Origin of the sequence: Rhizobium sp. BK591 (genome assembly GCF_014195045.1) — a bacterium.
Classification (GTDB): Bacteria; Pseudomonadota; Alphaproteobacteria; order Rhizobiales; family Rhizobiaceae; genus Rhizobium; species Rhizobium anhuiense.
Window position 1 is genome coordinate 1,195,169 of the sequence record NZ_JACIAZ010000001.1, and the last position, 25,819, is coordinate 1,220,987.

Genomic DNA, 25,819 nt, shown 5'->3' on the forward strand with positions numbered 1-25,819 from the left:
ATCCTTCCTGCGATTCCCTCCCGGAGCTCCTCATGTCTTCCTACGACTACGACCTTTTCGTCATCGGCGGCGGTTCCGGAGGCGTGCGCGGCGCGCGTGTCGCTGCCTCGCTCGGCAAGAAAGTGGCGATCGCCGAGGAATACCGCTATGGCGGCACCTGCGTCATCCGCGGCTGCGTGCCGAAGAAGCTTTTCGTCTATGCCTCGCAGTTCCACGAGCATTTCGAGGATGCGGCGGGCTTCGGCTGGACGGTCGGCGAGAGCAGCTTCGACTGGAAGAAGCTGGTGGCGGCCAAGGATGTCGAAATCGCCCGGTTGGAAGGTCTCTACAAGAAGGGGCTCGCCGGCGCCAATGCCGAGATCCTGGAAACGCGCGCCGAACTCGTCGATGCCCATACGGTGCGGCTGCTGAAGACTGGACAGACGGTGACCGCAAAGACGATTGTGGTTGCCACCGGCGGACGGCCGAACCCGCATGCGGCCCTTCCCGGTCACGAGCTCTGCATCTCCTCCAACGAGGCCTTTCATCTCGAAGAACTGCCGAAATCGATCGTGATCGCTGGCGGCGGCTATATCGCCGTCGAATTCGCCAATATCTTCCATGGGCTTGGCGTCGAGACGACGCTGATCTATCGCGGTGCCGAGATCCTGTCACGCTTCGACGAGGATCTGAGACGCGGGCTGCACGAGGCAATGGTCGCCAAGGGCATCCGTATCCTCTGCCACGACATGCTGCAGAAGGTTTCGAAGGGTGAGGACGGCGGCCTCATTCTGGAGACACTGAACAGTGGCACGCTGCAGGCCGGCGTCGTCATGTTGGCGCTCGGGCGCGATCCGAATACGGAAGGCCTCGGTCTGGAGGCGGCCGGTGTCGCCGTCGACGAACGCGGCGCCGTTATCGTCGATGAATATTCCCGCACCAATGTCGAAAACATCTATGCGCTCGGTGATGTCACCAATCGGGTACAGCTGACGCCGGTGGCGATCCACGAGGCGATGTGCTTCATCGAAACCGAATACAAGAACAATCCGACCCGGCCGGACTACGAGCTGATCCCGACCGCCGTCTTCTCACAGCCGGAGATCGGTACCGTCGGTCTTTCGGAAGAGGAGGCGGGCAAACGTTATGGCGAACTCGAAGTCTATCGCGCGCAGTTCCGGCCGCTGAAGGCCACACTGTCCGGCCGGGCCGAGCGGATGATCATGAAGCTGATCGTCGATGCGGCGAGCCGCAAGGTCGTCGGCGCCCATATCCTCGGCCACGATGCCGGCGAAATGGCGCAGTTGCTCGGCATCACGCTGAAGGCTGGCTGCACCAAGGACGATTTCGACCGGACGATGGCTCTGCATCCGACGGCCGCCGAAGAGCTCGTCACCATGTATGCGCCGAGCTATCGGATCCACGACGGCAAGCGGCTTTAGGCCGCGAGGGGCTTTAGCCCTGCATGTCGTCGACCCGGAGCCGCGGCTCACTTCCGGGCGGCATGGATTAGCTGGTGATGCGGGGAGCGCGGATGACCTTGAGGAAGAGCGCTTTCATCGCGTCGGCGATACCTTGGGTCGGCGTCACCTCGAAATAGAGGCCGGGCGAGGCACATGCCTGCATCTTCGTCGGAATCTCGCTCTGGAAGGGACTGATCCATTTGTTGTACCAGTCGTTGGTCGGCAGCGGCAAATAGGTGGTGTAGAGCACGGCGATCTTGACGCCGCGATCCTTCAGCGGTTTGCAGAAGGAGGTGTCGATCGGTTCCTGACAGCGGCCGCCGGTGGTCTTCTTGGTGCATGTCGACGGCTTGTAGCTGTCGCCGACGCCATCGGAAACGAAGAAGAGGATCTTTTCAGGGCTGATATTCGACGTGCCGTCACCGGCCGGATCGATGATGGTATTCATCTGCGTCAGGGCGCTGTCGAAGCTGGTGAGCTGGTCCTGGTTGTAGTTCTGGTAAGGAATGGTCATCAGGTCGACGGCGTCGGTGTAATTCTTCACCTTCGTCAGATCGGAGGTTGGGCTGGAGATCGTCGTCAGCTTGGCGTCCTCAGCCTTGGTGCCGAATGTATAGACGCCCATGCGGAATTGGTCGCTGCTGACGCGTTCGGTCTTGGCCGTATCGGTCAGCGCCTGGGTTGCCTGGCGCACGACGTCGATGCGCATGGCGACGCCGAGGCTCTTGGCGATGGTGTAGTTGTTGGTGCTCTGGTCCATCTGATGGCAGGCGAAGGCGCAGCCTGTTTTAGCCTGCAGCTTGGAAACATCGGTCGCGGTGGCGCCGACGCCCATGGACGGCGTGTTGTCGAGCAGGATGTAGAAATCCATGAAAGCGGCGGTTTGATATTCCGCCGTCGCGGCGCCCGAGATCGTGATCGAGTCCCGACCGAGGATGCGCATGAAGGTGGTGGGCACGGTCGCGCTGAAGGAAACCTTCGAATTCAGCTTGTTGGCGGTCTTGGTGACGTCGATGCCGAGATCGACGTGAACGTCGGTCAGCTCCCCGGACATCTGGGACATGAAGATGTTGCGGGCATCGTCCTTGCCGAGCGAGATCGTGCCGTTGCCGCTCATCGTCATGGCGGCGGCGACCGCGCCGGATTTTTCGGCGATCGAACCGACGGCGGCGGCGTCGGCGGCGGCGAAAAGCTGTGTCCTCAGGCTGAGCGCGTGGGCGAAATCAACCGCCATGCCGGCAGCACCGAAGAGCGGCACCGCCAGCAGCGCCGTCATGATGCCGAAATTGCCCGAGCGGTCCGATATGAAACCGGACGGAAGGATCGCCATGCCATTACCCCGATGTTGAAACTCTCACCGGTTCTACATGGAAAGTCTAAAATATGGGGAAATCGACATGGTATATGCTGGTTTAACTGGAGAATGGCGGGCGGCGGCGGCGAGGCGACAACTGTCGGCGAATGGTCTTTGCAAGACTGACCTAAAGGTCTATAAGCCGCCGCATATTGAGGGCATCCTAAGGTATGGATGTGAGTGAGGTGAGTGAGATGGCAGAGAATTGGACCCCGAGCAGCTGGCGGCAGAAACCGATCCTGCAGGTTCCCGAATATCCCGACGCAGCCGCTTTGGCGGCAACGGAGGCCCAGCTCGCCAGCTATCCGCCGCTCGTCTTTGCCGGCGAGGCGCGCCGCCTGAAGAAGCATCTCGCCAATGTCGCCGAAGGCAACGGCTTCCTGCTGCAGGGAGGCGACTGTGCCGAGAGCTTCGCCGAACACGGCGCCGACAATATCCGCGACTTCTTCCGCGCCTTTCTGCAGATGGCTGTCGTGCTGACCTTCGGCGCGCAGCTGCCGGTGGTCAAGGTCGGCCGCATCGCCGGCCAGTTCGCCAAGCCGCGTTCCTCGAATTTCGAGAAGCAGGGCGACGTAACCTTGCCGGCCTATCGCGGTGACATCATCAACGGCATCGAGTTCACCGAGGAGTCGCGCATTCCGAACCCGGAGCGCCAGGCCATGGCCTACCGGCAGTCGGCTGCGACGCTGAACCTTCTGCGCGCCTTCGCGATGGGCGGCTACGCCAATCTCGAAAACGTGCATCAGTGGATGCTCGGCTTCGTCAAGGACAGCCCGCAGGGCGAGCGCTACCGCAAGCTTGCCGACCGCATCAGCGAAACCATGGATTTCATGAAGGCGATCGGCATCACCTCGGAAAACCATCCGAGCCTGCGCGAGACCGATTTCTTCACCAGCCATGAGGCGCTGCTGCTCGGTTACGAGGAGGCGCTGACCCGCGTCGATTCCACGTCGGGCGACTGGTATGCAACGTCAGGCCACATGATCTGGATCGGCGACCGTACGCGCCAGGCCGACCATGCGCATGTCGAATATTGCCGCGGCATCAAGAACCCGATCGGCCTGAAATGCGGCCCGTCGCTGCAGGCCGACGATCTGCTGCAACTGATCGATATCCTGAATCCTGCCAACGAGGCCGGGCGCCTGACGCTGATTTGCCGCTTCGGCCACGAAAAGGTTGCCGAGAGCCTGCCGAAGCTTATCCGCGCCGTCGAGCGCGAAGGCCGCAAGGTCGTCTGGTCCTGCGACCCGATGCACGGCAATACGATCACGCTCAACAACTACAAGACCCGGCCCTTCGAGCGGATCCTGTCGGAAGTCGAAAGCTTCTTCCAGATCCACCGCGCCGAAGGCTCGCATCCCGGCGGCATCCATGTCGAGATGACCGGGAAGGACGTGACCGAGTGCACCGGCGGCGCCCGCGCCGTCACGGCCGATGATCTGCAGGATCGCTACCACACTCATTGCGACCCGCGTCTCAACTCCGACCAGGCGCTCGAGCTCGCCTTCCTGCTTGCCGAGCGCATGAAGGGCGGCCGCGACGAGAAGCGCCTGGTTGCCAACGGCTGATATCAGCCCGAAACGGATGAAGAAAAGCCCGGCCGATGCCGGGCTTTTTTATTGCTGTGCTTAGGGATGGCGGCTCAGATGCTGGCCTGGATACTGTGCAGGCCGGCATAGACGCCGCCTTGCGCCATCAAGTCGTCATGGGTGCCCTGTTCGACGATGCCGTCAGCCGTCAGGACCAGGATGCGGTCGGCATGGCGGACGGTTGAAAGACGATGGGCGATGACCAGGGTGGTTCGACCATTTGCCAGGCTGAGCAGCGCCTGCTGCACCGCCCGTTCGCTGTCGTTGTCGAGCGCGCTGGTCGCCTCGTCGAAGATCAGGATCTCCGGATCTTTGAGGAAGGCGCGGGCGATGGTGATGCGCTGGCGCTGGCCGCCCGAGAGCTTGACGCCGCGTTGGCCGATATCGGTGTCGTAGCCTTGGGGCAGGGCCATGATGAAGTCGTGCGCATTGGCGGCGCGCGCCGCCGCCTCTAGTTCGGCGTCGGTGGCGTCGGGCCGGCCGTAACGCAGGTTTTCCGCCACGGTACCGGCAAAGAGGTAGACATCCTGCTGCACCACGCCGACATGGCGGCGGAGCGAGGCCAGCGTCACCTCGCGGATATCGGTGCCGTCGATGCGGATCGCCCCGGCCTCGACATCGTAGAAGCGTGGTATGAGCGCACAAAGCGTGCTCTTGCCGACCCCCGAGGGGCCGACCAGGGCAACGAACTCTCCGGGCGCGATGGTCAGCGACAGCCTTTCGAGGACGCGCGGACCATCGGACTCGTAGCCGAAGGCAACATCGGAAAAGCTGATCTCGCCATTTGGCGCCGCCATTGGACGGGCGGCCGGCTGATCCGTGATATCGGGGGCGATCTCCAGGATCTCCATGGCCCTGATGAAGCCGGTGTAACCCTCCTGCCAGAGGCGTACGAAATTGGCGAGCCGCTGCACCGGATCGACCAGTACAGCGACGCAGAGCAGGAAGGTCAGCATATCGGGAACGGTCAGCTCCGCCGCCAAAATGCGCAGGCCGCCGACGATGATCACCAATATGGTGATGAGCTGGGCGAAGGTTTCGGTGCCGACCGAGAACCAGGCCTCGCTGCGGTAGCCTTCGGCGCGGCTTTGCAGGAAGCGCCGGTTCTGCTCGGCGAAGCGTTCGCGCTCCAGCGCCTCGTTGGCGAAGGACTGGACAACGCGGATGCCGGCGAGGGCATCCTCGACGCGCTCGTTGACGGCGGCGATCTGCCGTTTGCTGGCCTCGAGCGCGCGGTTCATGCGCCGGTTGAAATAGAGCGCATAGGCCACCGCCACCGGAGTGAGCAGCAGGATGATGCCTGCCAATGGCGGATCGATGAAGAACAACACCAGCATGGCCCCGCCATATTTGAGCACGGCGATGGAAAGATCCTCAGGACCATGGTGAAAGAGTTCGCCCAGCCACAGGCTATCATTGGTGATGCGGCTCATCAGCTGACCGGTGCGCTGGCGGTCGTAAAAGCTGAACGAGAGCTTCTGGCAATGCTCGAACAGTTCCTGCCGCACCGTGGCCTCGATGCGGGCGCCCATGACGTGGCCGCGATAGTCGACGAAGAAGATCGCAGCGATCTGGACCGCCAGAACCGCCAGCATGATGCCGCCCATCGCCAGGATCTGTGCGAAGGCCTGCGGTGCCTCGGGCAGAGCCAGAAGCCTGCTGGTGACGATGTTGGCGCAGAGCGGCAAGGCGACAGCGGTGCCGGCGACGAGGATGGCGCAAAGCAGATCCGCGAGCAGCAAAGGCAGATGCGGACGGTAGTAAGAGAGGAATTTGCGCATGCGCGACCAACGCCGGCCGCGGTCGGCGGCACTGGAATCGTCACGGAAAAGGTTCAGGAAGGAGTTATGGCGTCGCGAGCTTTTCCTCGCGCGAGAGAACGAAATATTCATGAAGCTGAATGTCCTTGTGGGGGATTTTTCCTTTCTGTTTGGACAGGGTCGCTCTCATGTCAGTCTCCCGGGGGTCGAGTGAATTGGACCTTAAGTATCGCCGACAACAGCCGGCGATTCAATGCCGGGATGAGATGAGGTTGGCGGCTGTTGTCGTCGAGCAACAGGTGCTCGAGCCGACCAAGCATGCATAAGGCCAGCGATTTTCAAGATTTCTGATGATTTCGTTGAACGGAATGGATTTGACGCCGGGGGCGATCGGCGGCAACGTTCCGTCATAAACGGGAGAGCGATCATGACCGGACGGCATACAGGCGGCTGCCTCTGCGGCGCCGTGCGATTTTCAACGATGGCGACGCCAGGACCAGTCGTTGGCTGCCATTGCTCGCAGTGCCGCCGGCAGACGGGATTTTATTACGCCGCGGTCAATGTGGCCCGCGCGGCTCTTTCGGTCGATGGCACTGAGGCGGTCCGTTGGTACCGGTCGAGTGACGAGGCGCAGCGCGGCTTCTGCTCGAATTGCGGCTCCGCGCTGTTCTGGCAGGCGGACGGATCGGCGGAGATTTCGGTGATGGCCGGCGCCTTCGACGCGCCGAGCGGCCTGACCTTCGGCCATCATATCTACTGTGCCGACAAGGGCGATTTCTACGAGATATCGGACGGCCTGCCGCAATACGCCGTGAATCCCCCATCGTCATCCTCGCCGGCCCGTGATTGACAAAGGTTGATCGCCGAGGCTAGGTTTACCGTGCTGCGTAGGGCGCTTCGTCGAATGTCGAAAGGGCAATGCCCGCCTACAATGTATCAACAGTTGCGCCCATGCCGAATCTCGAAAACCTCAAAAAGCAGGCCAAGCAGTATTTGCGATGGCACAGCGAAAGATACTATCCTGTTGCAGCCGAGATCAGAGCTGCGTTGCCGCGCTTCCGTCATCTCGATGACAGCCAGGTGCTGGAGGCGCGCTTCAAGCTTAGCGACGCGCAGGACCTGATCGCACGTCAAATGGGTTTCGAGGGATGGCAGGCGCTCAAGACAGGAGCCGCAGCCATGACAGATCCGAAAGAACAGCCAGCACCACAAGCCATCCTGAGTTCGCTATCCGCGCAGTTGTTCGTCACCGATATCAAAGCGTCGTGCGAATTCTTCACCGGCAAACTCGGCTTCAGGGTCGACTTCGTCTATGGCGACCCGCCGTTTTACGGACAGGTCATCCGCGACAATGCTCAACTCGCTCTGAGGCTGGTATGCGAGCCCGTGTTCGTCGGCGATATCAGGCAACGGGAGCATCTGCTTTCAGCCTCGATCACCGTCGGTACATCAGACGAGATCAAGCGCCTGTTCCTGGATTTCCAGGCCGCAGGCGTATCCTTCCATCAGCCCCTCAGGAAGGAGCCGTGGGGCGCCAGAAACTTCATCGTGCTGGATCCGGACGGAAATCTCATCCTGTTTGCCGGTCCGGGCGGCTGATCATTGCGCAATAAGCGCTGCCTCAGCTTCTGGCGGAAAGTTCGGCGCTGAGGCGGGCCACATCCTCGCGCAGCGCCGTCAGCTCGGTCAGCACGCTCATATCGATCTTCTGGTGCAGGGAGAGCACTTCGAGCTCGGCCTTGAGATTGACCTCATAATCCTTGGCGGCCTCGAAGCGGTCGCGCTCGGCCTGCCGGTTCTGCGACATCATGATGATCGGCGCCTGGATGGCGGCGATCATCGACAGGATCAGATTCAGAAAAATGAAGGGGTATGGGTCGAAGGGATTCGCCACCAGACCGATGGTGTTCAACAGTGTCCAGACGGCGAGAAAGGCGAGGAAGGCGAGTATGAAGGACCACGAGCCGCCGACGCGGGCAATGCCATCGGCGATACGCTCGCCGAAGGATGACTCGGCGGATAGAGCGGCATTGACGTCGGTCGAGATGATCTTGCGCGCGTGCGTTTTCGCCAGCACGCGCTTTTCGATATCGCCGAGTTCATCGGCCGGTTTGTCGAAATGATGGTGCACGAAATTCGAAAGATTAGACATTGCCTGTTTCCGATGCCGGTTATCGATGCGGTCGCTTTCGGCGCCAGTATTCCGCTCCGGAGGCAAATTGCAATGCGTATCGGTGCCGCGCGGAGCCACGCGTGATCCGTTCATAAAAATTTCGTCGTCGCGAGGTGCCGCTTTCGGCCCGAACGTGTTGCGGTCGTGAAAGGTGCAGGCTAAATAAATGACATGACACAGGAAAACGCTCTTTCTGATATCTTCCGCATCGCCATCGGCCAGCTCAATCCAACGGTCGGCGACGTCGCAGCCAATCTCGCCAAAGCGCGTGAGGCGCGCGCCGATGCGGGCAGGGAGGGTGCGCATCTGCTCGTCCTGACCGAGCTTTTCATCTCCGGCTACCCGCCTGAAGATTTGGTGCTGAAGCCCGCCTTCATCCGCGCCTGCTGGAAAGCGGTCGAGAGCCTGGCGGCCGATACCGCCGATGGCGGGCCGGGCGTCCTCATCGGCTTTCCCCGGCAGGACGAGACCGGGCGTTACAATTCAGTCGCCGTGCTCGACGGCGGCAAGGTGATTGCGGTGCGCGACAAGATCGACCTGCCGAATTACGGCGAGTTCGACGAGAAACGCGTGTTCGACCAGGGCGCCATGCCGGGTCCGGTGAATTTCCGCGGCGTGCGCATCGGCATTCCAATCTGCGAGGATATCTGGGGCGATCTCGGCGTCTGCGAGACGCTGGCCGAAAGCGGGGCAGAGATCCTGCTGTCGCCGAACGGTTCGCCCTATTATCGCGGCAAGGTGGATATCCGCCATCAGGTGGTGCTGAAGCAGGTGATCGAGACCGGCCTGCCGCTGATCTATGCCGCCCAGCTCGGCGGCCAGGACGAACTCGTCTTCGACGGTGCGAGTTTCGGCTTCAATGCCGACAAGTCGCTCGCCTTCCAGATGAGCCAGTTCGAAACCGCGCTGGCGGTGACGACATGGAAGCGTGGCGATGGCGGCTGGCATTGCGCCGAAGGGCCAATGGCGCACATTCCCGAGCGCGAGGAGGCCGATTACCGCGCCTGCCTGCTCGGGTTTCGCGACTACGTCAACAAGAACGGCTTTAAAACTGTGGTGCTCGGCCTTTCCGGCGGCATCGATTCGGCGATCTGTGCGGCGATTGCCGTCGATGCGCTCGGCGAGGAGCGGGTGCGCACCGTCATGCTGCCCTACCGCTACACCTCCGAGGATTCGTTGAAGGATGCGGCCGACTGCGCCAGGGCGCTCGGGTGCCGCTACGATATCGTGCCGATCGAACAGCCGGTGACGGGTTTCAGCAGCGCGCTCGCCAGCCTTTTCGAAGGCACGGATAGCGGCATCACCGAAGAGAACCTGCAGAGCCGGGCGCGCGGCGTCATCCTGATGGCGATCTCCAACAAATTCGGCTCGATGGTGGTGACGACTGGTAATAAGTCGGAAATGTCGGTCGGCTATGCGACACTCTACGGTGACATGAACGGCGGCTTCAACCCGATCAAGGACCTCTACAAGATGCAGGTCTATGCGCTTTCCCGCTGGCGCAACGAAAACGTGCCGCCTGGTGCGCTGGGGCCGTCGGGCGAGGTGATCCCGCAGAATATCATCGACAAGGCGCCGTCGGCCGAACTGCGTCCCGACCAGAAAGACCAGGATTCGCTGCCTCCCTATCCCGTGCTCGACGATATTCTCGAATGCCTAGTGGAGAAGGAGATGGCGGTCGAAGAGATCGTCGCGCGCGGCCATGACGTGGCGACCGTTCATCGGGTCGAGCACTTGCTCTATCTCGCCGAATACAAGCGCCGGCAGTCGGCGCCGGGCGTCAAGATCACCAAGAAGAATTTCGGCCGCGACCGGCGCTATCCCATCACCAATCGTTTCAGGGACCGCTGACGCAATCGGGATCGCTGGCGCAATCGAGATTGCTGACGTCATCACGTTTTTCGGGAGGAAACATGCGCAGCTCGGTTGAGATCTACAATGTCAGGACCGGCAGGGCCCGTGAGGTCTGGCAGACGGACAGACTGGTGGAGGCGCCGAACTTCTCGCCCGACGGTTCCTACCTGCTGCTGAACGGCGACGGACTGCTTTACCGGCTGCCGCTCGATGGCGGCGAAGTCACCAAGGTCGATACCGGCTTTGCCGTCAACTGCAACAATGATCATGGCATTTCGCCCGGCGGCACTGAGATCGTCATCTCCGACAAGACCGAATTCGGCAAATCGGCGATCTACATCCTGCCGATCGAAGGCGGCACGCCGCGGCTCGTCACGCAAAATCTGCCATCCTACTGGCACGGCTGGTCGCCGGATGGTCGTCAGCTTGCCTATTGCGGCATCCGCGACGACGTCTTCGATATCTACACGATTTCCGTCGACGGTGGCGCCGAGACGCGGTTGACGCATGGCGAGGGCCGCAACGACGGACCGGACTATTCGGCCGATGGGCAATGGATCTATTTCAATTCCAGCCGTACCGGGCTGATGCAGATCTGGCGCATCCATCCCGATGGCACGGGTCTCCACCAGGTGACATCGGACAATCAGGGTAACTGGTTCGCCCATCCGTCGCCTAAGAACGACAAGGTGCTGATCCTGTCCTACGACCCTTCGGTGTTCGACCATCCGCACGATCTCGATGTGCGGCTGCGGCTGATGGACATGGATGGCGGCAATCTGAAGACGTTGTTCGAGCTTTTCGGCGGGCAGGGCACGATCAACGTGCCCTGCTGGTCTCCTGATGGCGAGGAATTCGCCTATGTCCGGTACTTTCCGGCGGGTTAGGCCGCCGCTGCCTTGCGACGATCGCGTGCCGATTTCGCCAGGTCTTCGAGCACCGCGACCGACATATCCCAATCGATGCAGCCATCGGTGATCGACTGACCGTAGACCAGCGGCTTGCCGGGCACGAGATCCTGGCGGCCTGCGACGAGGTTGCTTTCGATCATCATGCCCTTGATGTGGCGGTTTCCGGCAGCGATCTGTGCGGCGACGGATTTGACGACGCGCGGCTGGTTCATCGGATCCTTGCTGCTGTTGGCATGGCTGGCATCGATGAGGATGCGCGGGGCCACGCCGAGCTTGACGGCTTCGGCGGTGACAGCTTCGACGTCGGCCGCCTCATAGTTGGGCCGCTTGCCGCCGCGCAGGATGATGTGGCAGTCCTCATTGCCCGTCGTAGAAGCGATCGCTGCCTGTCCGTCCTTCGTCACGGCCGGGAAGTGGTGCGGTTGCGAGGCGGCGAGGATCGCGTCGAGCGCCACGCGCGCTCCGCCGTCGGTGCCGTTCTTGAAGCCGATCGGGCAGGAGAGGCCGGAGGCAAGCTGCCGGTGGATCTGGCTTTCGGTCGTGCGCGCGCCGATCGCGCCCCAGCTGACGAGGTCGGCGATGTATTGCGGCGTAATCGTGTCGAGGAATTCGACGCCGGCCGGAAGACCCATGGCATTGATATCGAGCAGCAGGCGTCGCGCAATCCTCAACCCTTCCTCGATGCGGTAGCTGCCGTCGAGGTGCGGGTCGTTTATCAGACCCTTCCAGCCGACGGTCGTACGGGGCTTTTCGAAATAGACGCGCATGACGATCTCGAGATCACCGGCAAAGCGCCGCCGCTGTTCCTCCAGCCGCGCGGCGTACTCCCTGGCGGCAACCGGGTCATGGATGGAGCAGGGGCCGATGACGGCGATCAGGCGATCATCCTCGCCCCGGAGAATCTTGTGGATGGCATCACGGTTGCTGGTCACGGTGTCGGTGACGGCAGCATCGCGGTGAATTTCCGCGAGGATATCGGCGGGTTTGGTGAGGGGCGTGATCTCGAGGATACGAAGATCATCAATGGCATCAGACACGGTATGGCTCCTGTTTGGTCATACCGTGCGGAACAAAAAAGCCGCCAGGTAGACTAGCGGCTGTTCGGGTTGTCGTCGCGTCGAATTCAGTTACGCATAGACCCGCATCCGCTGTGAGTAGCGGTACCAATAAAATCGCGAGGCGTTGATTGACGTGATCGACATGCGGCGTGTTTAGCGCCAAGGCCGCGCGTTGTCACGTAGATTTTTCTGCCTAAAACCTGCGTTCCTTGGGAGAGCAACTGGTCTTGCGGGAGCGACACGCACGGGAGGCAGGCAGCACGCCGCACTCGATCTCACTCGTGCGGCGTGCTGGGTCTTTGAGATTAGAGGGCGTCGACGTTCACGCCGACGGTGATGGCGCCGATCGGTGTTCCCTTGTCGTCTGAAATCGTCACGCTTGCCTGCGACTGCAGCGTCTGGGTCGATTCATCCTTTTCGATCTCATCGACGAAGACGGCATCCTTGCCGGCGCCGAAGGACTTCTGGAACTTGCCTTCGTCGCCCTGCCAGTAATCTGACGTGACGTCGCTCTGGCCGACATTCAGGCCCTTTGCATCCATGACGAAGATCTCGGTGATCTTGCCGCCGGAGGCCTCCTTCTTCGCCTGAAGGAATTTCGACAGCGCATTGTTGAGCACGCCGTCGATCATCGAGTGGTCGGAACCATCGACTTCGGCGCGCCACTTCTTGTCGAGGGCGTCGATATCGGCTGCACTCAGGTTGGCGTTGGCGGCGTCCTGCGCCTTGACAGCCTCGATGATCGCGGGGTCGTTCAGCCAGGGCGTTACGTCGCTCTTCACGTAGTCGAAGATCGGGGCAAGCTTCGCATCCTCAGCCATGGATACGTCCATGGGCACGGCAAATGCGGTGCAGGCCAAAAGAAATGCGGGCACGAGTTTCTTCATAACTGTTTCCTTCCTGATTATAGGTTGCTGAGAACTAAGGCTTATCGGACGAAGGCGGCGTCAGAACTCTTCCCAGGCACCGGGAGCGGCGGCAACGGCGGCATTGCCTGCATGACGCTGCACGTAGGCTCGGGGTTCGGGACGAGATTGGCGGGCGGGTTGAACGGGTTTGGTCTGGCTGGCCGCGGCCGCGCCGACGACGAATCTGCCGGCCGAGTCCTGCAGTTGGCGTCCCTGCGACAGCAGTTCCTGGCAGGCCGCATTGGTTTCCTCGACCATTGCTGCGTTTTGTTGCGTCGCCTGATCCATCTGGTTGATCGCGCCATTGATTTCCTGCAGACCGGTCGCCTGTTCGCGATAGGACTGGACGATGGAGGCGATACTGTCGCTGATGCGGTTGATCTGCTCCTCGATCTTCAGGAGAGCGTCGCCGGTTTCGTTCACCAGCCCGACGCCTGCGGCAACCTCTTGGCCGGACACATTGATCAGGTTCTTGATTTCTTTGGCGGCATTTGCCGACCGCTGGGCGAGTTCACGCACCTCCTGCGCGACAACCGCAAAACCCTTGCCGGCTTCGCCCGCACGCGCCGCCTCGACGCCGGCGTTCAGCGCCAGCAGGTTCGTCTGGAAGGCGATTTCGTCGATGACGCCGATAATGCGGCCGATCTGGCTCGACGAGGTCTGAATACGGTCCATCGCGCCGATGGCATCACGCACCACCGTCGCCGAGACGTGAGCGCTGCGCTTCGTCTCCTCGACCAGCTTCCCGGTATTTTCGGCGCGCTGCGACGATGTTCGGACGGTGGTGGTCATCTCATCCAATGCGGCAGCGGTCTGTTCCAATGATGCCGCCTGTTGCTCGGTCCGCTTGGCGAGTTGATCTGCGGAGGAGGCAAGCTCGCTCGAGCCGCCTTCAACCGCCACGGAGGCGGCCTTGATCTCCGTCAGTGCGGCGGCGACGGCCTCGACCATGTTGTTGAAATCCTGCCGCAACTTATCGAATTCCGGACCGAGATCGGCCAGGTGTACGGAGAAGTCGCCTGCGGCGAGCTTTTCCAATGCATTTGCGAGAGCGGTCATGACCAGCCGCTGCGTGTTGCTGGCCTCTTCCGTGAACAATGCGTTGCGCGCCCGTTCGGCATCGAGCGAAGCGCTCTGCTCGGCAGCGGCCTGCTCCCTTTCGACCTTCGCAATCGCCTCGTGGCGGAAAACTTCCAACGCACGCGCCAGGAAGCCGATCTCGTCGCCATTTTCCTTGTAGGTGACGGGAGAGGCCAGGTCGCCTTTCTGCAAGGCGCTGATCCGTTCGCTGATGATCCGGATGGGCCGGCCAACGAGGCTGCGCATGGCAAGAAGGAAGGCGATGACGGCCAAGGCGGTGATCGCGGACTGCGTGAGCAGCGAAACGAGAACCTTCTGCTTGACTTCAGAAGCGATTTTTTCGACGGACCAGTTGGTGACGATATAACCGGTGACCTTGCCTGACTTATCCAGCGGGAGGGGTGCGGTGATCGTCACCACGCCGGCAGATAACCCGCCGTCATTGATGGTCGTCTTTTCCGGCTTTGCACTCAGGCCCTTCGCCAGATCGGCCGCTGCGGGCAGACCGTTGATGCCGTCGCGTGTCCAGGTGTCGACGGCGACAGCCTCCGCATTGAATGCGGCAAACTGCACGAGATCGAGCGAGGGATCGTCGCGGTAGAGCGAATAAGCCTCTCGAACGGCATTCGCCTTGCCCCATTTCACGCCGCCCGCCGCCAGAGAGGCAAACTGCTCCGCATCCTTGGACCAGTTCGCCTTGGCGCCGTCGATCAGCGCTCGGGTTTCGTACATCCATGTGTAGGTAGCAAAGGCGGAAATGCCGCACAGATTGACGGCCACGATAATCGCCGCCAGCTTGGCTGTCAGAGGCATCGTTTTCAAAAATTGGAACATTCCGCGGGGGCCTAGAATTGCGACTCAGTCGGACATGTTCCCGACCGGCGTATCAATACGGGCATCCACGCTGACGGTCACATCACGAGCGCTCATGCCCATGTCCTGATAGCGACCCAAAACGCGCAAACGCAGTGTGTATTTGATGTGTGAATAAATCATAAAGTAGAAAGGGATGCCGGAGCACACGCGTGTGATTTCGCTATCACGCCCGCTGGTGATCTGCCGCGATCAGCTGTTTTCCGCGATCGCCTCTTCAGGCTCCGTCTGCCGGTGTTTGCGGCGGCGCGTCGTCAGTTCCGCGCCGGCATCGCGCGGCAGGCGCAGGAAGGTGATGCAGGCGAGCGCCGAAATCGCCGAGACGCTGAAGAAGGCGACGTGGAAATCCGAGACCAGCAGCCGGCCGCTATGGAAGCTGCTCGAAATTTCGAGGATGCCGCCGGCGATCGCCACACCCATTGCCATGGAGATACGCTGGGCAACGGCATTGATCGCGGTTGCCTGGCTGCTGTCGGCGGCGTCGACATCGCCGAAGGCCATGGCGTTGACGCCCGAGAAAGCCATGGAGCGGAACAGGCCGCCGATCAGCAGGCAGGCCATGATCAGGAACAGCGGGGTTTCGGCGGTGAACAGGCCGTTGATGCCGAGGAAGATCGCCGCCAGCAAGGTGGTGATTGATATGACGGTGCGGAAGCCGAAGGCATTGAAGGTGCGCGAGGCGGCGAATTTCGAGCCCATGGAGCCGAGTGCGCTGACGAAGGTGACCGAGCCCGACTGCAACGGCGTCAGGCCGAAGCCGAGCTGCAGCATCAGCGGCATCAGGAAGGGCAGCGCGCCGAGCCCCATGCGGAAATTCGAGGCGCCGAGGATCGCCGCCCGGAACATCGGGTAGCGGAACATCTTCGGATCGAGAAGCGGATAGGGCGCGCGGCGGGCATGCAGGAGGTAGAGGAGACCGGAAAGGATGCCGATCGCAACCGTGACATAACCGTAGATGACGGGCACGGCCGGCAGGCTGATCACCGAGACGCCGAAGACGAAGCCGGAGAAACCGAGGCCGCAGAGGAAGAAGCCCGGGAAATCCATCGGCCGCGGGCTGCGCGGCTCGACCGCCGGCAGGAAACGGGTGACGAGGATGATGCCGAGCACGCCGATCGGGACGTTGATCCAGAAGATCCAGTGCCAGGTGAGATAGGTGGTGAGGAAACCGCCGATCGGCGGCCCCAAGATCGGGCCGATCAAGGCGGGAATGGTGAGCCAGGCCATGGCGTCGACGAGTTCGTGGCGTGGCGTTCCCCGGACCAAAAGCAGGCGGCTGACCGGCGTCATCATCGAGCCGCCGGCGCCTTGGACCAGCCGTGAGATGACGAAGGCCGTGATCGAGTTGGAGAAAGCGCAGGCGACCGAGCCGATCATGAAGACGAAGATCGCCATGCGGAAGATGTTGCGCGCACCGAACCGATCGGACATCCAGCCGCTGATCGGGATGAAGATCGCCAGTGCCACGAGATAGCTGGTGACGGCGAGCTTCAGCGCGATCGGCGAGGTGCCGATATCGGCTGCGATCGCCGGCAGGCTGGTGGCGATCACGGTCGAATCCATCTGTTCCATGAACAGGGCGACCGCAAGGATCATGGGCGTGAGGCGGGGCACGGGCAACCGGGATGCTGCGAGGGACTGTATCGTCCATACGCCTTCGGTGGTGATAAGGCCATAGAAACTATGGATGAAGGAGCTTGTCGAGCCGCTTCAAACCGACGCGGGAGGGTGCGTGGCTCAACGTGGTTCCCGACTGCGACCTCGGGCCGGCTTGCCGTCGCCGCGCTTTCCTGAAATAGATGCGCCGTCAGGTGCCCGCCATCAACGCGGGAGAATCGGGAATCCGGTGCAAGGCCGGAACGTGCCCAACGCTGTAAGGCCGACGCTTGCCGCTTCATCTCGCCACTGGCTTCTCGCCGGGAAGGCTGCGGCAGACGGATGACGCCGAGTCAGAAGACCGGCCTGGCAAGATTGACCGATCCGCGCGGACGGCGGGCGGTTGCGTTGTTGGGGATTTGACGATGCGACCCTTTGATGAGGATGCCCTTTCGGCGGCGTCCGGTTTTTCCTTGGCCGAGCGCGAGGCCGTCTATCACGCGATCAAGACGCGGCGCGACGTTCGCAGCCAGTTCCTGCCCGATCCCTTGCCTGACGATGTCGTGGAGCGGCTGCTGACGGCCGCCCATCATGCGCCCTCCGTCGGCTTCATGCAGCCGTGGAATTTCATTCTGGTGAAAAGTGCCGCGGTCCGGGCGCGCGTCCAGGACGCCTTTGTGAAGGCCAATGAGGAGGCGGCGCTGATGTTTACCGGCGAGCGGCGGCAGGCATACCGCTCCCTCAAGCTCGAAGGCATCACCGAGGCACCGCTCGGCATAGGCGTGACCTGCGACCCCACCCGCAGCGGCAGCGTGGTGCTGGGGCGCACCCACAATCCCAGGATGGATAGCTATTCCACAGTCTGCGCCATCCAGAATCTCTGGCTTGCGGCGCGGGCGGAAGGGGTCGGCATCGGCTGGGTCAGCATTTTTCGCGAAGGCGATCTGAAAAGCATTCTCGGCATACCCGAGCATATCGAGGTGGTCGCTTGGCTCTGTGCCGGTTTCGTCGATCGGCTTTATGACGAGCCGGAACTGTCCGTCAAAGGCTGGCGGCAGCGTCTGCCGCTCCAAGAGCTCGTCTTCCATGACGGGTGGGGACGCAACGACCCGTAGCAATCACTGCTGTTGAGGCTGCGGCCCCGGCGTTGCCGGATTGGCGAGGTCTATCGAGCCTTGATCACCGGCAAGGAATTGCGGGCCGACCTGGCGGACCTTGTTCTGCACGGGATCGTAGGGGCGCTCCGGGACGGATGGTTGCGGTGGGGCTGCGGCAGCATCCTTCGCCGTGGGATTGGTGCGGATGGTGGTGATCGAACCTTGTTGCGGCGGTTCGCTTGACGGCTGCTTGCCGCGCATCTCATCGTAGTAGGCGGTGAGATTGCAGGCGCAGGAGGACTTTTCCCCCGGCGTGCGGTTCTTGTAGGCAAAGGCGTTTTTCATGGCGCTGTAGGGCGTGCCCGTTGCGACCGAGATCATGTTCGAGGCTTCGGTGCTCGTCACGTCACGATAGAACAGCTCGGTCTCGATACCCGGGCACATCTTGGCGCACGTCTGGGCGTCGCGGCCGAAATCGACCGAAGTGGCGTTCGAGCTGATCGGGAAGAAGCCGCCGTCGCAGGTGCGCACGCACATGGTGCTGACCGGCGAGAGCATTTCGGCCCGCGGCAGGCCGTAGCGCGGATCGACCTCTTCACCGCCGCCGAGCGGAATGAAGGTATCGGTGCGCATCGCCTGCTCCTCGATGCTCGGGGCGGGGTCGGCGGCGTTGCGATCGCTCGGGGCATAGAAGTTTTCGCTGTTGCAGCCATTGAGATCGAGCGCGGCGATCAGTTCACGGCGTGTCCCATCATCGCCGCTCTGGCCGGCCAGCTCGTTACGGCGGTCCTGGAGATATTGGATATTGTCGATCATGCGGGCTTCGGACTGCGAGAGTTCACCGCAATAATCGGCATTCTCGCCGCCGATCACGACCATGCTGCCCGAGGTGCAGCCATTGTTGCGCAGCTCGTTGCGAACCTTGCGCAGCTCGAGGTTCTGCTCGGCCATGGCGCTGGCATATTGGCGCGCCTCCCGGCCGTTGCTATTGCCGATCGATCGCGGCAGATCGGCGAGACGGCCACGCAGGTCCTCGCAGACAGCGCTCGTCTGCGCGGCGGCGGGCGCTGCGAAGGCGAGGAGGAGGGCAAGAGACAATTTTCGGGGTTTCACGGCGTCGTCCGGGGTGAGCAAAAAGTCGATCGGTCGATTGCGGCCTCGATCGCCGCGCATTGTCTCTTAAGGCGTTTCTCTTAATGAGCTTGGAGAAAATCCTAGCGCATTTTCGCGATCTTATCCAGCAGACGCGGGTAATCTTCCGTAAGGGGAGGTCGGGGCAGATTCATTGTCCATGATCCACATTGCCCTACAGTTCTCGGTCGGGGCTGGCGCTGTTGCCGCCACCATCGTCAATGGTTGACACAACGCAGAGGTACAGTTCGAATGTCCGCTTCGGGGCGAGCAGGCAGTCGCAAATTGCGCTGGCGCAGCGAAGGCAAAAAGCGGAGAAAATGACGAGCATTTCCAACAAGCTTCACTTCCCTGCAACAACAGTCGGAATATCGGAAGGCCAACATGGCCTCCACCTCTTCGTTGACGGTTGCTACGAACCCGGCTCCGGGCATGGGGGCTGGGCTTTTGTCGCTTATCGCGATGCCGTGGAGATCGCCTCCGGCTTCGGCGGCGTCGAAGATTCCGCCAATAATTCGATGGAATTGGCCGCCGTCCTCAACGCGGCAATATGGATCAATAGCCAAACGACAGGCGAACCTGCGACCATCTGGTCGGATTCCGTCTACGTCGTCAAAGGCTGCAACAGCCGGCGGCATATCTGGAAGAACAATGGCTGGAAGAAAAGCAGCCCGAATGGCAATGGCCGAAGCCGAACGATCGCCAATGCGGAACTCTGGAAAGCGGTTGACCTTCAGCTGTCCCAGAACGGTCTGGTGGCAATTGCCTGGTGCAAAGGCCATTTCGGCATCGCCGGCAACGAACGCGCGGATGCGCTTGCGGATAGAGGGCGCCTTTCGTTACAAGGCGCCCGATAGCTGTTTCATATCAACCGGTTGCAGATGCCCAGGACAAGCCTGAGCATGACGAAATGAGGAGCCGGCTTAGGCCGGCTGCGATGCTTCGACGACGGCGAGTGCCGCCATGTTGACGACGCCGCGGGAGGTGACCGAAGGGGCAAGGATGTGTGCGGGCAGGGCCGTGCCGAGCAGGATCGGTCCGACATGCAGGCCGTCGGTCATCGACTTGACGACACCAAGCGTGATGTTGGCGGCATCGAGGTTCGGGAAGACCAGGAGGTTCGCTTCGTCGTGCAAGGTCGTGTCCGGCATGACGCGCTTGCGCAACGCTTCGGTGATGGCGCTTTCGCCATGCATCTCGCCGTCGACTTCGAGATCGGGAGCGGCGTCGCGCACGAGCTGCAGAGCGCTGCGCATCTTCGTGGCGCTTTCGGATTCGCGCGAGCCGAAGTTGGAGTGCGAGACGAGGGCGGCGCGCGGGGTGATGCCGAAACGGCGGATTTCCTCGGCCGCCAGCACCGTCGCCTCGGCAACCTCCTCGGCGGTCGGATTGAAGGTGACATAGGTGTCGGTGAAGAAGGTGGCGCCGCGCTGCGAGATCATCAGACTGAGTGCGGAGAAATCACGGACATCCTTGCGCTTGCCGATGATCAGGCGGACGTCGCGCAGATGCTTCTCGTAACGGCCTTCGAGGCCGCAGATCAGCGCATCGGCCTCACCGCGCCGCAGCGCCAGCGCGCCGATGACGGTGGTGTTGGTGCGCACGATGGTGCGGGCGGCTTCGGGAATGACACCGCGACGGCCGACGAGCGAGAAATAGAGATCGACATATTCACGGAAGCGCGGATCGTCTTCCGGATTGATCACCTCGAAATCCTGCAGCGGGCGGATGCGCAGGCCATAGCGTTTGAGGCGCGTCTCGATGACCTGCGGGCGGCCGATCAGGATCGGTTCGGCGAGGCCTTCCTCGAGCAGCACCTGGGCGGCGCGCAGCACGCGTTCGTCCTCGCCTTCGGAGAAGATGACGCGCTTGCGCTCTGCAGCCTTGGCGGCGGTGAAGATCGGCTTCATGACGAAGCCGGAGCGGAAGACGAAGCGGTTCAGCTGGTCGAGATAGGCGTCGAAATCCTGGATCGGGCGACGCGCCACGCCGCTCTGTTCTGCTGCCTTGGCGACCGCAGGCGCGATGCGCAGGATGAGGCGCGGATCGAAGGGCGAGGGGATGAGGTAATCCGGACCGAAGACCGGGGTCTCACCGGAATAAGCACGGGCGGCGACGTCGGACGGCTCTTCCCGGGCAAGCGCGGCGATGGCGCGCACCGCCGCCATCTTCATTTCCTCATTGATCGTCTCGGCGCCGCAATCGAGCGCGCCGCGGAAGATATAGGGGAAGCAGAGGACGTTGTTGACCTGGTTGGCGAAATCCGAGCGGCCGGTGCAGATCATCGCATCGGGGCGGGCGGCGCGGGCGAGATCCGGCATGATCTCCGGCGTTGGGTTGGCGAGCGCCATGATCAGCGGCTTGTCGGCCATCTGCGCCAGCAGCTCCGGCTTCAGGACGCCGGCGGCGGACAGGCCGAGGAAGACGTCGGCGCCGCCGATATTTTCGGCCAGCGTGCGCGTGTCGCTCTTCTGGGCATAGACGGATTTCCATTCGTCCATCAGCTCGGTGCGGCCCTCGTAGACGAGGCCTTCGAGATCGTGGACCCAGATGTTTTCGCGCTTCGCCCCGAGAATGACAAGCAGGTTGAGGCAGGCAAGGGCGGCAGCACCCGCGCCGGAGGCGACGATTTTGATGTCGGCGATGTTCTTGCCGGCGAGTTCCAGCCCGTTCAGAATCGCGGCGGCGACGATGATCGCCGTGCCGTGCTGATCGTCGTGGAAGACTGGGATCTTCATCTTCTCGCGCAGGCGCCGCTCGACCTCGAAACATTCCGGTGCCTTGATATCTTCGAGGTTGATGCCGCCGAAGGTCGGTTCCAGCGAGGAGACGGTCGAGACCATCTGCTCGACGCTTGCTGCGTCGATCTCGATGTCGAAGACGTCGATGCCGGCGAATTTCTTGAAGAGTACGGCCTTGCCCTCCATAACCGGCTTGGAGGCGAGCGGGCCGATATTGCCGAGGCCGAGCACGGCGGTGCCGTTGGAGATGACGGCGACGAGATTGGCGCGCGAGGTGTATTCGGCCGCCATTTCGGGATTGTCGCGGATGGCGAGGCAGGGCGCGGCAACACCCGGCGAATAGGCGAGCGCCAGGTCGCGCTGGTTGCCGAGTGGCTTGGTCGCCTGGATCTCCAACTTGCCCGGACGGGGATAGCGGTGGAAGAAAAGCGCCTGTTCGTCGAGATCGCCGCTCGTCAGGTTCTTTTCCGTCTTGGATTTATCCGGGTGATCCATTGCCGCCTCCGTGCACGTCTTTTTGGGAGTTCCCTCCATACATCAATCGGATACGGGCGACAGTATGGAAATGGGGGATGGGAAAAGTTTTCGTGATGAGCGTGCCGTGGGGCCAAGCGGCGGCCCTGGTTAGCTAATCCTTTTGGAAAACTTGTTTGACGACCTCAACAGGCGCAGGATGCCGGCCGCGACGGTGCGGGGCGCCGGTCGCATGGAGGAAATCATGGACAATTTGAACCTGACGACTCTGCAAAGGGGTCAGACGATGGTCAATGACGTAGCCATCGATGCCTTTGCCGCCGGATTTCGCGGCAGTCTGCTGACCAGCAAGGATATGGATTACAACGATGCGCGGGCGATCTGGAATGCGATGATCGATCGCCGGCCCGGGCTTATCGCGCGTTGCGCCGGTGCAGCCGATGTCGTGCGGGCTGTGCGGTTTGCACGCGACAATAATCTGCTCGTTTCAGTGCGTGGCGGCGGGCACGGCATTGCCGGCAACGCCGTCTGCGAGGGCGGTATCGTCATCGACCTGTCGGCGATGAAGTCGGTGCGGGTCGATCCTGAGACCAAGCGCGCCAGGATCGAGCCGGGGGCGACGCTTGCCGATGTCGACAAGGAAACGCTGGCCTTCGGGCTGGTACTGCCGACCGGGATCAATTCCACCACCGGCATCGCCGGCCTGACGCTCGGCGGCGGCTTCGGCTGGCTGACCCGCAAATTCGGGCTAACGCTCGACAATCTGCTTTCGGTCGATGTGGTGACGGCCGACGGTGAGCTGGTCAAGGCGAGCGAGACTGAGAAACCTGACCTGTTCTGGGCGCTGCGCGGCGGCGGCGGCAATTTCGGCGTCGTCACCTCCTTCGAGTTCAAGCTCAACCCGCTCAACACAGAGGTGCTGGCCGGCCTCGTCGTGCATCCCTTCGCCGATGCGGAAAAGGTGCTTAAGGAGTACCGGCAGGCACTGGAAGAAGCACCCGACGAATTGACCTGCTGGGTGGTGATGCGCCAGGCGCCGCCGCTGCCGTTCATTCCCACCGAATGGCACGGCAAGGAGATCGTGGTGCTCGCCATGTGCTATTGCGGAGACATTGCGGCGGGAGAGAAGGCTGCGGCGAGATTGCGCGCGATCGGAAAGCCGATTGCCGACGTCGTCAGCCCGGTGCCGTTCACCGGCTGGCAGCAGGCATTCGACCCGCTGCTGACGCCCGGTGCGCGCAATTACTGGAAGAGCCAGGATTTCGCCGCCCTATCGGATGCGGCAATCGACGTGCTGCTCAAGGCCGTGCGCAAGCTGCCCGGACCGGAATGCGAGATCTTCATCGGCCATGTCGGCGGTGCTGCCGGCCGCGTGCCCACAGAGGCCACCGCATTTCCGCAGCGCAGCTCGCATTTCGTCATGAATGTGCATGCCCGCTGGCGGGAAACGGGAATGGACGGAAATTGCGTCGGTTGGGCGCGGGAACTCTTCGAGGCAACCAAGCCGCATTCGGTTGGCACCGCCTATGTCAACTTCATGCCGGAGGACGAGACCGATCGGGTCGAAAGCGCTTACGGTGCCAATTACAGCCGCCTTGCCGAAATCAAGCGGCGTTACGATCCGAACAATCTGTTCCGGATGAACCAGAACGTCAAACCCACGGCGGCCGTACGGGCTGCCTGACGGGAATGGCGCGACATCAAGGCATTGAGCCTGCGCCGCGCGTTCGCTTTACGCGCGGCGGCAAAATGATCCGAATGCTCGACGACTGATGTCCTCGGCCGGTGACAATCTGTTCTTTGTCAGCCTTTGGTGAGTTCGATCAATTCCTGCAACAGCGCCGTGTCGTCGGGAGCCGCCTGGTTGTCAGGCCTCAGAACATGGGCAAGCCATGCTCCGTCCGCCGCCAGGCGAACGATTTCGAGCCGCATTCCAGCGTCGGTTTCGGCGTGTTTGATGAGCCGGTCATTCATCCATTTATGCCAGAGCGACTTGGAGTAGGGGTCGGCAAGCACGGTCATGGTCTGCGCCGACCAAGGGCTTTGGTTAAGGGCGCGGTCGGCAAATAGCGTGCGGACATAGGCGCGGGTGAATGTGCCGTGGCCGCCCTTATCCCTTTCCAGTTCCTGATCGATCTCGCGGTCGAGATTTTCCATCATGCCGTCGAATACGGCTTCTATGAGCGCCTGCTTATTGGGGAAGTGGTGAAACAGACCTCCCTTGGTCACGCCGGCTGCGCTGGCGACTGCCTGCAGGCTGACGGCGGCGAGACCATGTTCGAGCGCCAGCTTCGTGGCGCAATCGAGAAGAGCCTGCCGCACGACATCCGGCTGTTTCTTTCTGTTGCGGGGGCTATCTACCAATGCATGACCTGTGTTCGGGATAAGCTTCGCGTCGAGACGGTTCGAGAGGATCAGTATCACTCCCGGGATCGCCGGACCATGGGAACTTCAAGTATGAGAGTACTATCATACCGACCGGTAGGTATCTTGCAATGCGAAAAAAGATCGACTATCTGTCGGTTCACGAGGCCCGCCGAACGTCATGTCGGCGGGCTGTGCTTTTTTGGACCCCAGCGGACCATCAGGAAGGCTTATGAATATGCTTTTTCGTCCGAAATCATTAGGTTACGCGCTGACGTTGGCGCTGTTGCTCGGCGCCGGCCTGCCGGCTCACGCACAGGAAGGCGGCGCGATGCCGCCTGCAGCCGTCAGCGTCCTGACGCTCAAGGCGCGTCCGGTTCCCGTTGTCAGCGAATTGCCCGGCCGCATTGCCGCAACGCGCGTTTCGGAAGTGCGGGCTAGGGTTTCCGGCATCCTGCAGGAACGGGTGTTCGAACAGGGCAGTCTCGTTCACCAGGGTGACGTGCTCTACCGCATCGATCCGGCGCTCTTCCGGGTCCGCGTGGCGAGTGCCGAGGCAAGCCTCGAGCGCGCCAAGGCGACGCAGTTGAATGCCCGCCAGCAGTTGGAGCGCCAGAAGTCGCTGCGCGACCGCGATGTCGCAAGCGGTATCGAATATGATGCGGCCGCCGTCGCCCTTGCCCAGGCCGATGCCGATGTCGCGCTGGCGCAGGCAGCGCTCGACGAGGCGAAGATCAATCTCGGCTATACCGAAGTCCGGGCGCCGATCACTGGCATCATCGGCGGCGCGCTGGTGACGGAAGGCGCGCTGGTGACGGCCGACGCCGGGGATGCACTGGCGATGATCCAGCAGATCGACCCGGTCTATGCCGACTTCACGCAATCCTCCGGAGACCTGCTGGCGCTGAAGCGGGCGGTCGAGAACGGCAGCCTGGCATCGACGGAAGCCGGGAAGGCCGATATCAAGCTCGTCTTCGACGACGGCACGGTCTATGGCGAAGCCGGAAAGCTGCTCTTCAGCAGCGCCAGCGTCGATGCGACGACGGGTCAGGTCACGCTCCGCGGTGAATTCCCCAATCCGAAGGGCGACCTGCTGCCGGGGCTTTATGTCCGTGTTCGCATCGAGCAGGCCGTCCGTGTGAAGGCAATCCTCATTCCGCAGCGCGCCGTCATCCGCACGGCCGATGGCAAGGCGCAGGTCTATGTCGTCCAGGAGGGAGACGTGGCGCAACCGCGCGATATCGAGCTCGGTCAATCCTCCGGCAATGAATGGGTCGTCGAAAGCGGCCTGTCGTCGGGCGAACGCCTCGTCGTCGACGGTGTCCAGAAGCTGCAGCCGGGCGCAAAGGTCGCGCCGGAAGAATGGCGGGATGGCCAGCTCGCGTCCGGTGACGCCAAGAAGCCGGAGTAAGCT

20 protein-coding genes and 1 riboswitch are annotated in these 25,819 nt (G+C 62.0%); of the genes, 10 read left to right on the forward strand and 10 right to left on the reverse strand.

All coding sequences use genetic code 11. From position 1 onward, the window contains the following. Window positions 1–32 precede the first annotated feature (32 nt). Entirely contained in the window at window positions 33–1,421 is a 1,389-nt protein-coding gene (gor, locus tag FHX10_RS05820) for a glutathione-disulfide reductase (RefSeq protein ID WP_063475002.1), read from the forward strand. Window positions 1,422–1,488: 67 nt separating this feature from the next. On the opposite strand, the gene FHX10_RS05825 is transcribed toward gor, so the two are convergent. Then, window positions 1,489–2,772, reverse strand: coding sequence for a pilus assembly protein TadG-related protein (locus FHX10_RS05825; protein ID WP_063475001.1), 1,284 nt, complete (start codon window positions 2,770–2,772; stop codon window positions 1,489–1,491). Window positions 2,773–2,990: 218 nt separating this feature from the next. On the opposite strand from FHX10_RS05825, the gene FHX10_RS05830 reads away from it, so the two are divergent. Further along, window positions 2,991–4,364, forward strand: coding sequence for a class II 3-deoxy-7-phosphoheptulonate synthase (locus FHX10_RS05830; protein ID WP_184389134.1), 1,374 nt, complete (start codon window positions 2,991–2,993; stop codon window positions 4,362–4,364). Between the two features lie 74 nt (window positions 4,365–4,438). Here FHX10_RS05830 and FHX10_RS05835 read toward each other — a convergent pair whose 3' ends face one another. Beyond that, on the reverse strand, window positions 4,439–6,277 hold the full coding sequence (locus FHX10_RS05835) for an ABC transporter ATP-binding protein (RefSeq protein ID WP_184389137.1): 1,839 nt from the start codon (window positions 6,275–6,277) through the stop codon (window positions 4,439–4,441). A 295-nt stretch (window positions 6,278–6,572) separates the two neighbouring features. Between FHX10_RS05835 and FHX10_RS05840 the strand changes: the two genes are divergently transcribed. Together FHX10_RS05840 and FHX10_RS05845 are read left to right on the forward strand one after the other, a co-directional pair. Beyond that, window positions 6,573–6,995: a GFA family protein gene (locus FHX10_RS05840; RefSeq protein WP_063474998.1), complete on the forward strand. Its 423-nt coding sequence runs from the start codon at window positions 6,573–6,575 to the stop codon at window positions 6,993–6,995. A gap of 101 nt (window positions 6,996–7,096) precedes the next feature. Continuing rightward, a complete protein-coding gene (locus FHX10_RS05845) occupies window positions 7,097–7,744 on the forward strand; it encodes a VOC family protein (RefSeq protein ID WP_063475202.1) in 648 nt (215 codons plus the stop codon). A gap of 22 nt (window positions 7,745–7,766) precedes the next feature. Here FHX10_RS05845 and FHX10_RS05850 read toward each other — a convergent pair whose 3' ends face one another. Further along, window positions 7,767–8,297 carry a DUF1003 domain-containing protein gene (locus FHX10_RS05850; protein WP_028758558.1) on the reverse strand — a complete coding sequence of 177 codons (531 nt, stop codon included), beginning with the start codon at window positions 8,295–8,297 and terminating at the stop codon, window positions 7,767–7,769. A gap of 192 nt (window positions 8,298–8,489) precedes the next feature. Here FHX10_RS05850 and FHX10_RS05855 point away from each other — a divergent pair, with 192 nt between their 5' ends. Continuing rightward, complete coding sequence (locus FHX10_RS05855) at window positions 8,490–10,169, forward strand: NAD+ synthase (RefSeq protein WP_063474997.1); 1,680 nt, start codon at window positions 8,490–8,492, stop codon at window positions 10,167–10,169. Between the two features lie 62 nt (window positions 10,170–10,231). Further along, the gene (locus FHX10_RS05860) at window positions 10,232–11,059 is read left to right on the forward strand and encodes a PD40 domain-containing protein (RefSeq protein WP_184389140.1); all 828 of its coding nucleotides are present in this window, start codon (window positions 10,232–10,234) and stop codon (window positions 11,057–11,059) included. On the opposite strand, the gene FHX10_RS05865 is transcribed toward FHX10_RS05860, so the two are convergent. From FHX10_RS05865 to FHX10_RS05880, 4 genes are all read right to left on the reverse strand, one after another. Further along, complete coding sequence (locus FHX10_RS05865) at window positions 11,056–12,120, reverse strand: 3-deoxy-7-phosphoheptulonate synthase (RefSeq protein ID WP_047610087.1); 1,065 nt, start codon at window positions 12,118–12,120, stop codon at window positions 11,056–11,058. The two genes, FHX10_RS05860 and FHX10_RS05865, sit on opposite strands and share 4 nt — an antisense overlap. 326 nt (window positions 12,121–12,446) lie before the next feature. Further along, window positions 12,447–13,028 (reverse strand): hypothetical protein, encoded by a 582-nt coding sequence (locus FHX10_RS05870; protein ID WP_028758678.1) that lies wholly within the window; start codon window positions 13,026–13,028, stop codon window positions 12,447–12,449. Window positions 13,029–13,088: 60 nt separating this feature from the next. Beyond that, entirely contained in the window at window positions 13,089–14,963 is a 1,875-nt protein-coding gene (locus FHX10_RS05875) for a methyl-accepting chemotaxis protein (protein ID WP_097543659.1), read from the reverse strand. A 231-nt stretch (window positions 14,964–15,194) separates the two neighbouring features. Further along, entirely contained in the window at window positions 15,195–16,598 is a 1,404-nt protein-coding gene (locus FHX10_RS05880; RefSeq protein WP_097543658.1) for a DHA2 family efflux MFS transporter permease subunit, read from the reverse strand. Between the two features lie 196 nt (window positions 16,599–16,794). Beyond that, window positions 16,795–16,983, forward strand: a riboswitch (cobalamin riboswitch). Window positions 16,984–17,023: 40 nt separating this feature from the next. Here FHX10_RS05880 and bluB point away from each other — a divergent pair. Next, complete coding sequence (bluB, locus tag FHX10_RS05885; RefSeq protein ID WP_184389142.1) at window positions 17,024–17,713, forward strand: 5,6-dimethylbenzimidazole synthase; 690 nt, start codon at window positions 17,024–17,026, stop codon at window positions 17,711–17,713. A 3-nt stretch (window positions 17,714–17,716) separates the two neighbouring features. Here the strand turns inward: bluB and FHX10_RS05890 are convergent, their stop codons facing one another. Beyond that, on the reverse strand, window positions 17,717–18,808 hold the full coding sequence (locus tag FHX10_RS05890) for a DUF2865 domain-containing protein (protein ID WP_184389145.1): 1,092 nt from the start codon (window positions 18,806–18,808) through the stop codon (window positions 17,717–17,719). 338 nt (window positions 18,809–19,146) lie between these two features. Between FHX10_RS05890 and FHX10_RS05895 the strand changes: the two genes are divergently transcribed. Next, a complete protein-coding gene (locus tag FHX10_RS05895; RefSeq protein WP_132573280.1) occupies window positions 19,147–19,683 on the forward strand; it encodes a ribonuclease H in 537 nt (178 codons plus the stop codon). A gap of 66 nt (window positions 19,684–19,749) precedes the next feature. On the opposite strand, the gene FHX10_RS05900 is transcribed toward FHX10_RS05895, so the two are convergent. Next, a complete protein-coding gene (locus FHX10_RS05900; RefSeq protein WP_063474992.1) occupies window positions 19,750–22,062 on the reverse strand; it encodes an NADP-dependent malic enzyme in 2,313 nt (770 codons plus the stop codon). Between the two features lie 223 nt (window positions 22,063–22,285). On the opposite strand from FHX10_RS05900, the gene FHX10_RS05905 reads away from it, so the two are divergent. After that, window positions 22,286–23,725 (forward strand): FAD-binding oxidoreductase, encoded by a 1,440-nt coding sequence (locus FHX10_RS05905; RefSeq protein WP_097630999.1) that lies wholly within the window; start codon window positions 22,286–22,288, stop codon window positions 23,723–23,725. 119 nt (window positions 23,726–23,844) lie between these two features. Here the strand turns inward: FHX10_RS05905 and FHX10_RS05910 are convergent, their stop codons facing one another. Further along, window positions 23,845–24,405, reverse strand: a complete 561-nt coding sequence (locus FHX10_RS05910; protein ID WP_184389147.1) for a TetR/AcrR family transcriptional regulator — start codon at window positions 24,403–24,405, stop codon at window positions 23,845–23,847. Between the two features lie 232 nt (window positions 24,406–24,637). On the opposite strand from FHX10_RS05910, the gene FHX10_RS05915 reads away from it, so the two are divergent. After that, the gene (locus tag FHX10_RS05915) at window positions 24,638–25,816 is read left to right on the forward strand and encodes an efflux RND transporter periplasmic adaptor subunit (protein ID WP_176707368.1); all 1,179 of its coding nucleotides are present in this window, start codon (window positions 24,638–24,640) and stop codon (window positions 25,814–25,816) included. The last annotated feature ends 3 nt before the right edge of the window (window positions 25,817–25,819 follow it).

Coding starts and splice junctions, on each gene's coding strand:
- gor (WP_063475002.1), top strand. CDS start 33: ATGTCTTCCTACGACTACGACCTTTTCGTCATCGGCGGCGGTTCCGGA.
- FHX10_RS05825 (WP_063475001.1), bottom strand. CDS start 2,772: ATGGCGATCCTTCCGTCCGGTTTCATATCGGACCGCTCGGGCAATTTC.
- FHX10_RS05830 (WP_184389134.1), top strand. CDS start 2,991: ATGGCAGAGAATTGGACCCCGAGCAGCTGGCGGCAGAAACCGATCCTG.
- FHX10_RS05835 (WP_184389137.1), bottom strand. CDS start 6,277: ATGAATATTTCGTTCTCTCGCGCGAGGAAAAGCTCGCGACGCCATAAC.
- FHX10_RS05840 (WP_063474998.1), top strand. CDS start 6,573: ATGACCGGACGGCATACAGGCGGCTGCCTCTGCGGCGCCGTGCGATTT.
- FHX10_RS05845 (WP_063475202.1), top strand. CDS start 7,097: ATGCCGAATCTCGAAAACCTCAAAAAGCAGGCCAAGCAGTATTTGCGA.
- FHX10_RS05850 (WP_028758558.1), bottom strand. CDS start 8,297: ATGTCTAATCTTTCGAATTTCGTGCACCATCATTTCGACAAACCGGCC.
- FHX10_RS05855 (WP_063474997.1), top strand. CDS start 8,490: ATGACACAGGAAAACGCTCTTTCTGATATCTTCCGCATCGCCATCGGC.
- FHX10_RS05860 (WP_184389140.1), top strand. CDS start 10,232: ATGCGCAGCTCGGTTGAGATCTACAATGTCAGGACCGGCAGGGCCCGT.
- FHX10_RS05870 (WP_028758678.1), bottom strand. CDS start 13,028: ATGAAGAAACTCGTGCCCGCATTTCTTTTGGCCTGCACCGCATTTGCC.
- FHX10_RS05875 (WP_097543659.1), bottom strand. CDS start 14,963: ATGTTCCAATTTTTGAAAACGATGCCTCTGACAGCCAAGCTGGCGGCG.
- FHX10_RS05880 (WP_097543658.1), bottom strand. CDS start 16,598: ATGATCCTTGCGGTCGCCCTGTTCATGGAACAGATGGATTCGACCGTG.
- bluB (WP_184389142.1), top strand. CDS start 17,024: ATGCGACCCTTTGATGAGGATGCCCTTTCGGCGGCGTCCGGTTTTTCC.
- FHX10_RS05895 (WP_132573280.1), top strand. CDS start 19,147: ATGACGAGCATTTCCAACAAGCTTCACTTCCCTGCAACAACAGTCGGA.
- FHX10_RS05900 (WP_063474992.1), bottom strand. CDS start 22,062: ATGGATCACCCGGATAAATCCAAGACGGAAAAGAACCTGACGAGCGGC.
- FHX10_RS05905 (WP_097630999.1), top strand. CDS start 22,286: ATGGACAATTTGAACCTGACGACTCTGCAAAGGGGTCAGACGATGGTC.
- FHX10_RS05915 (WP_176707368.1), top strand. CDS start 24,638: ATGAATATGCTTTTTCGTCCGAAATCATTAGGTTACGCGCTGACGTTG.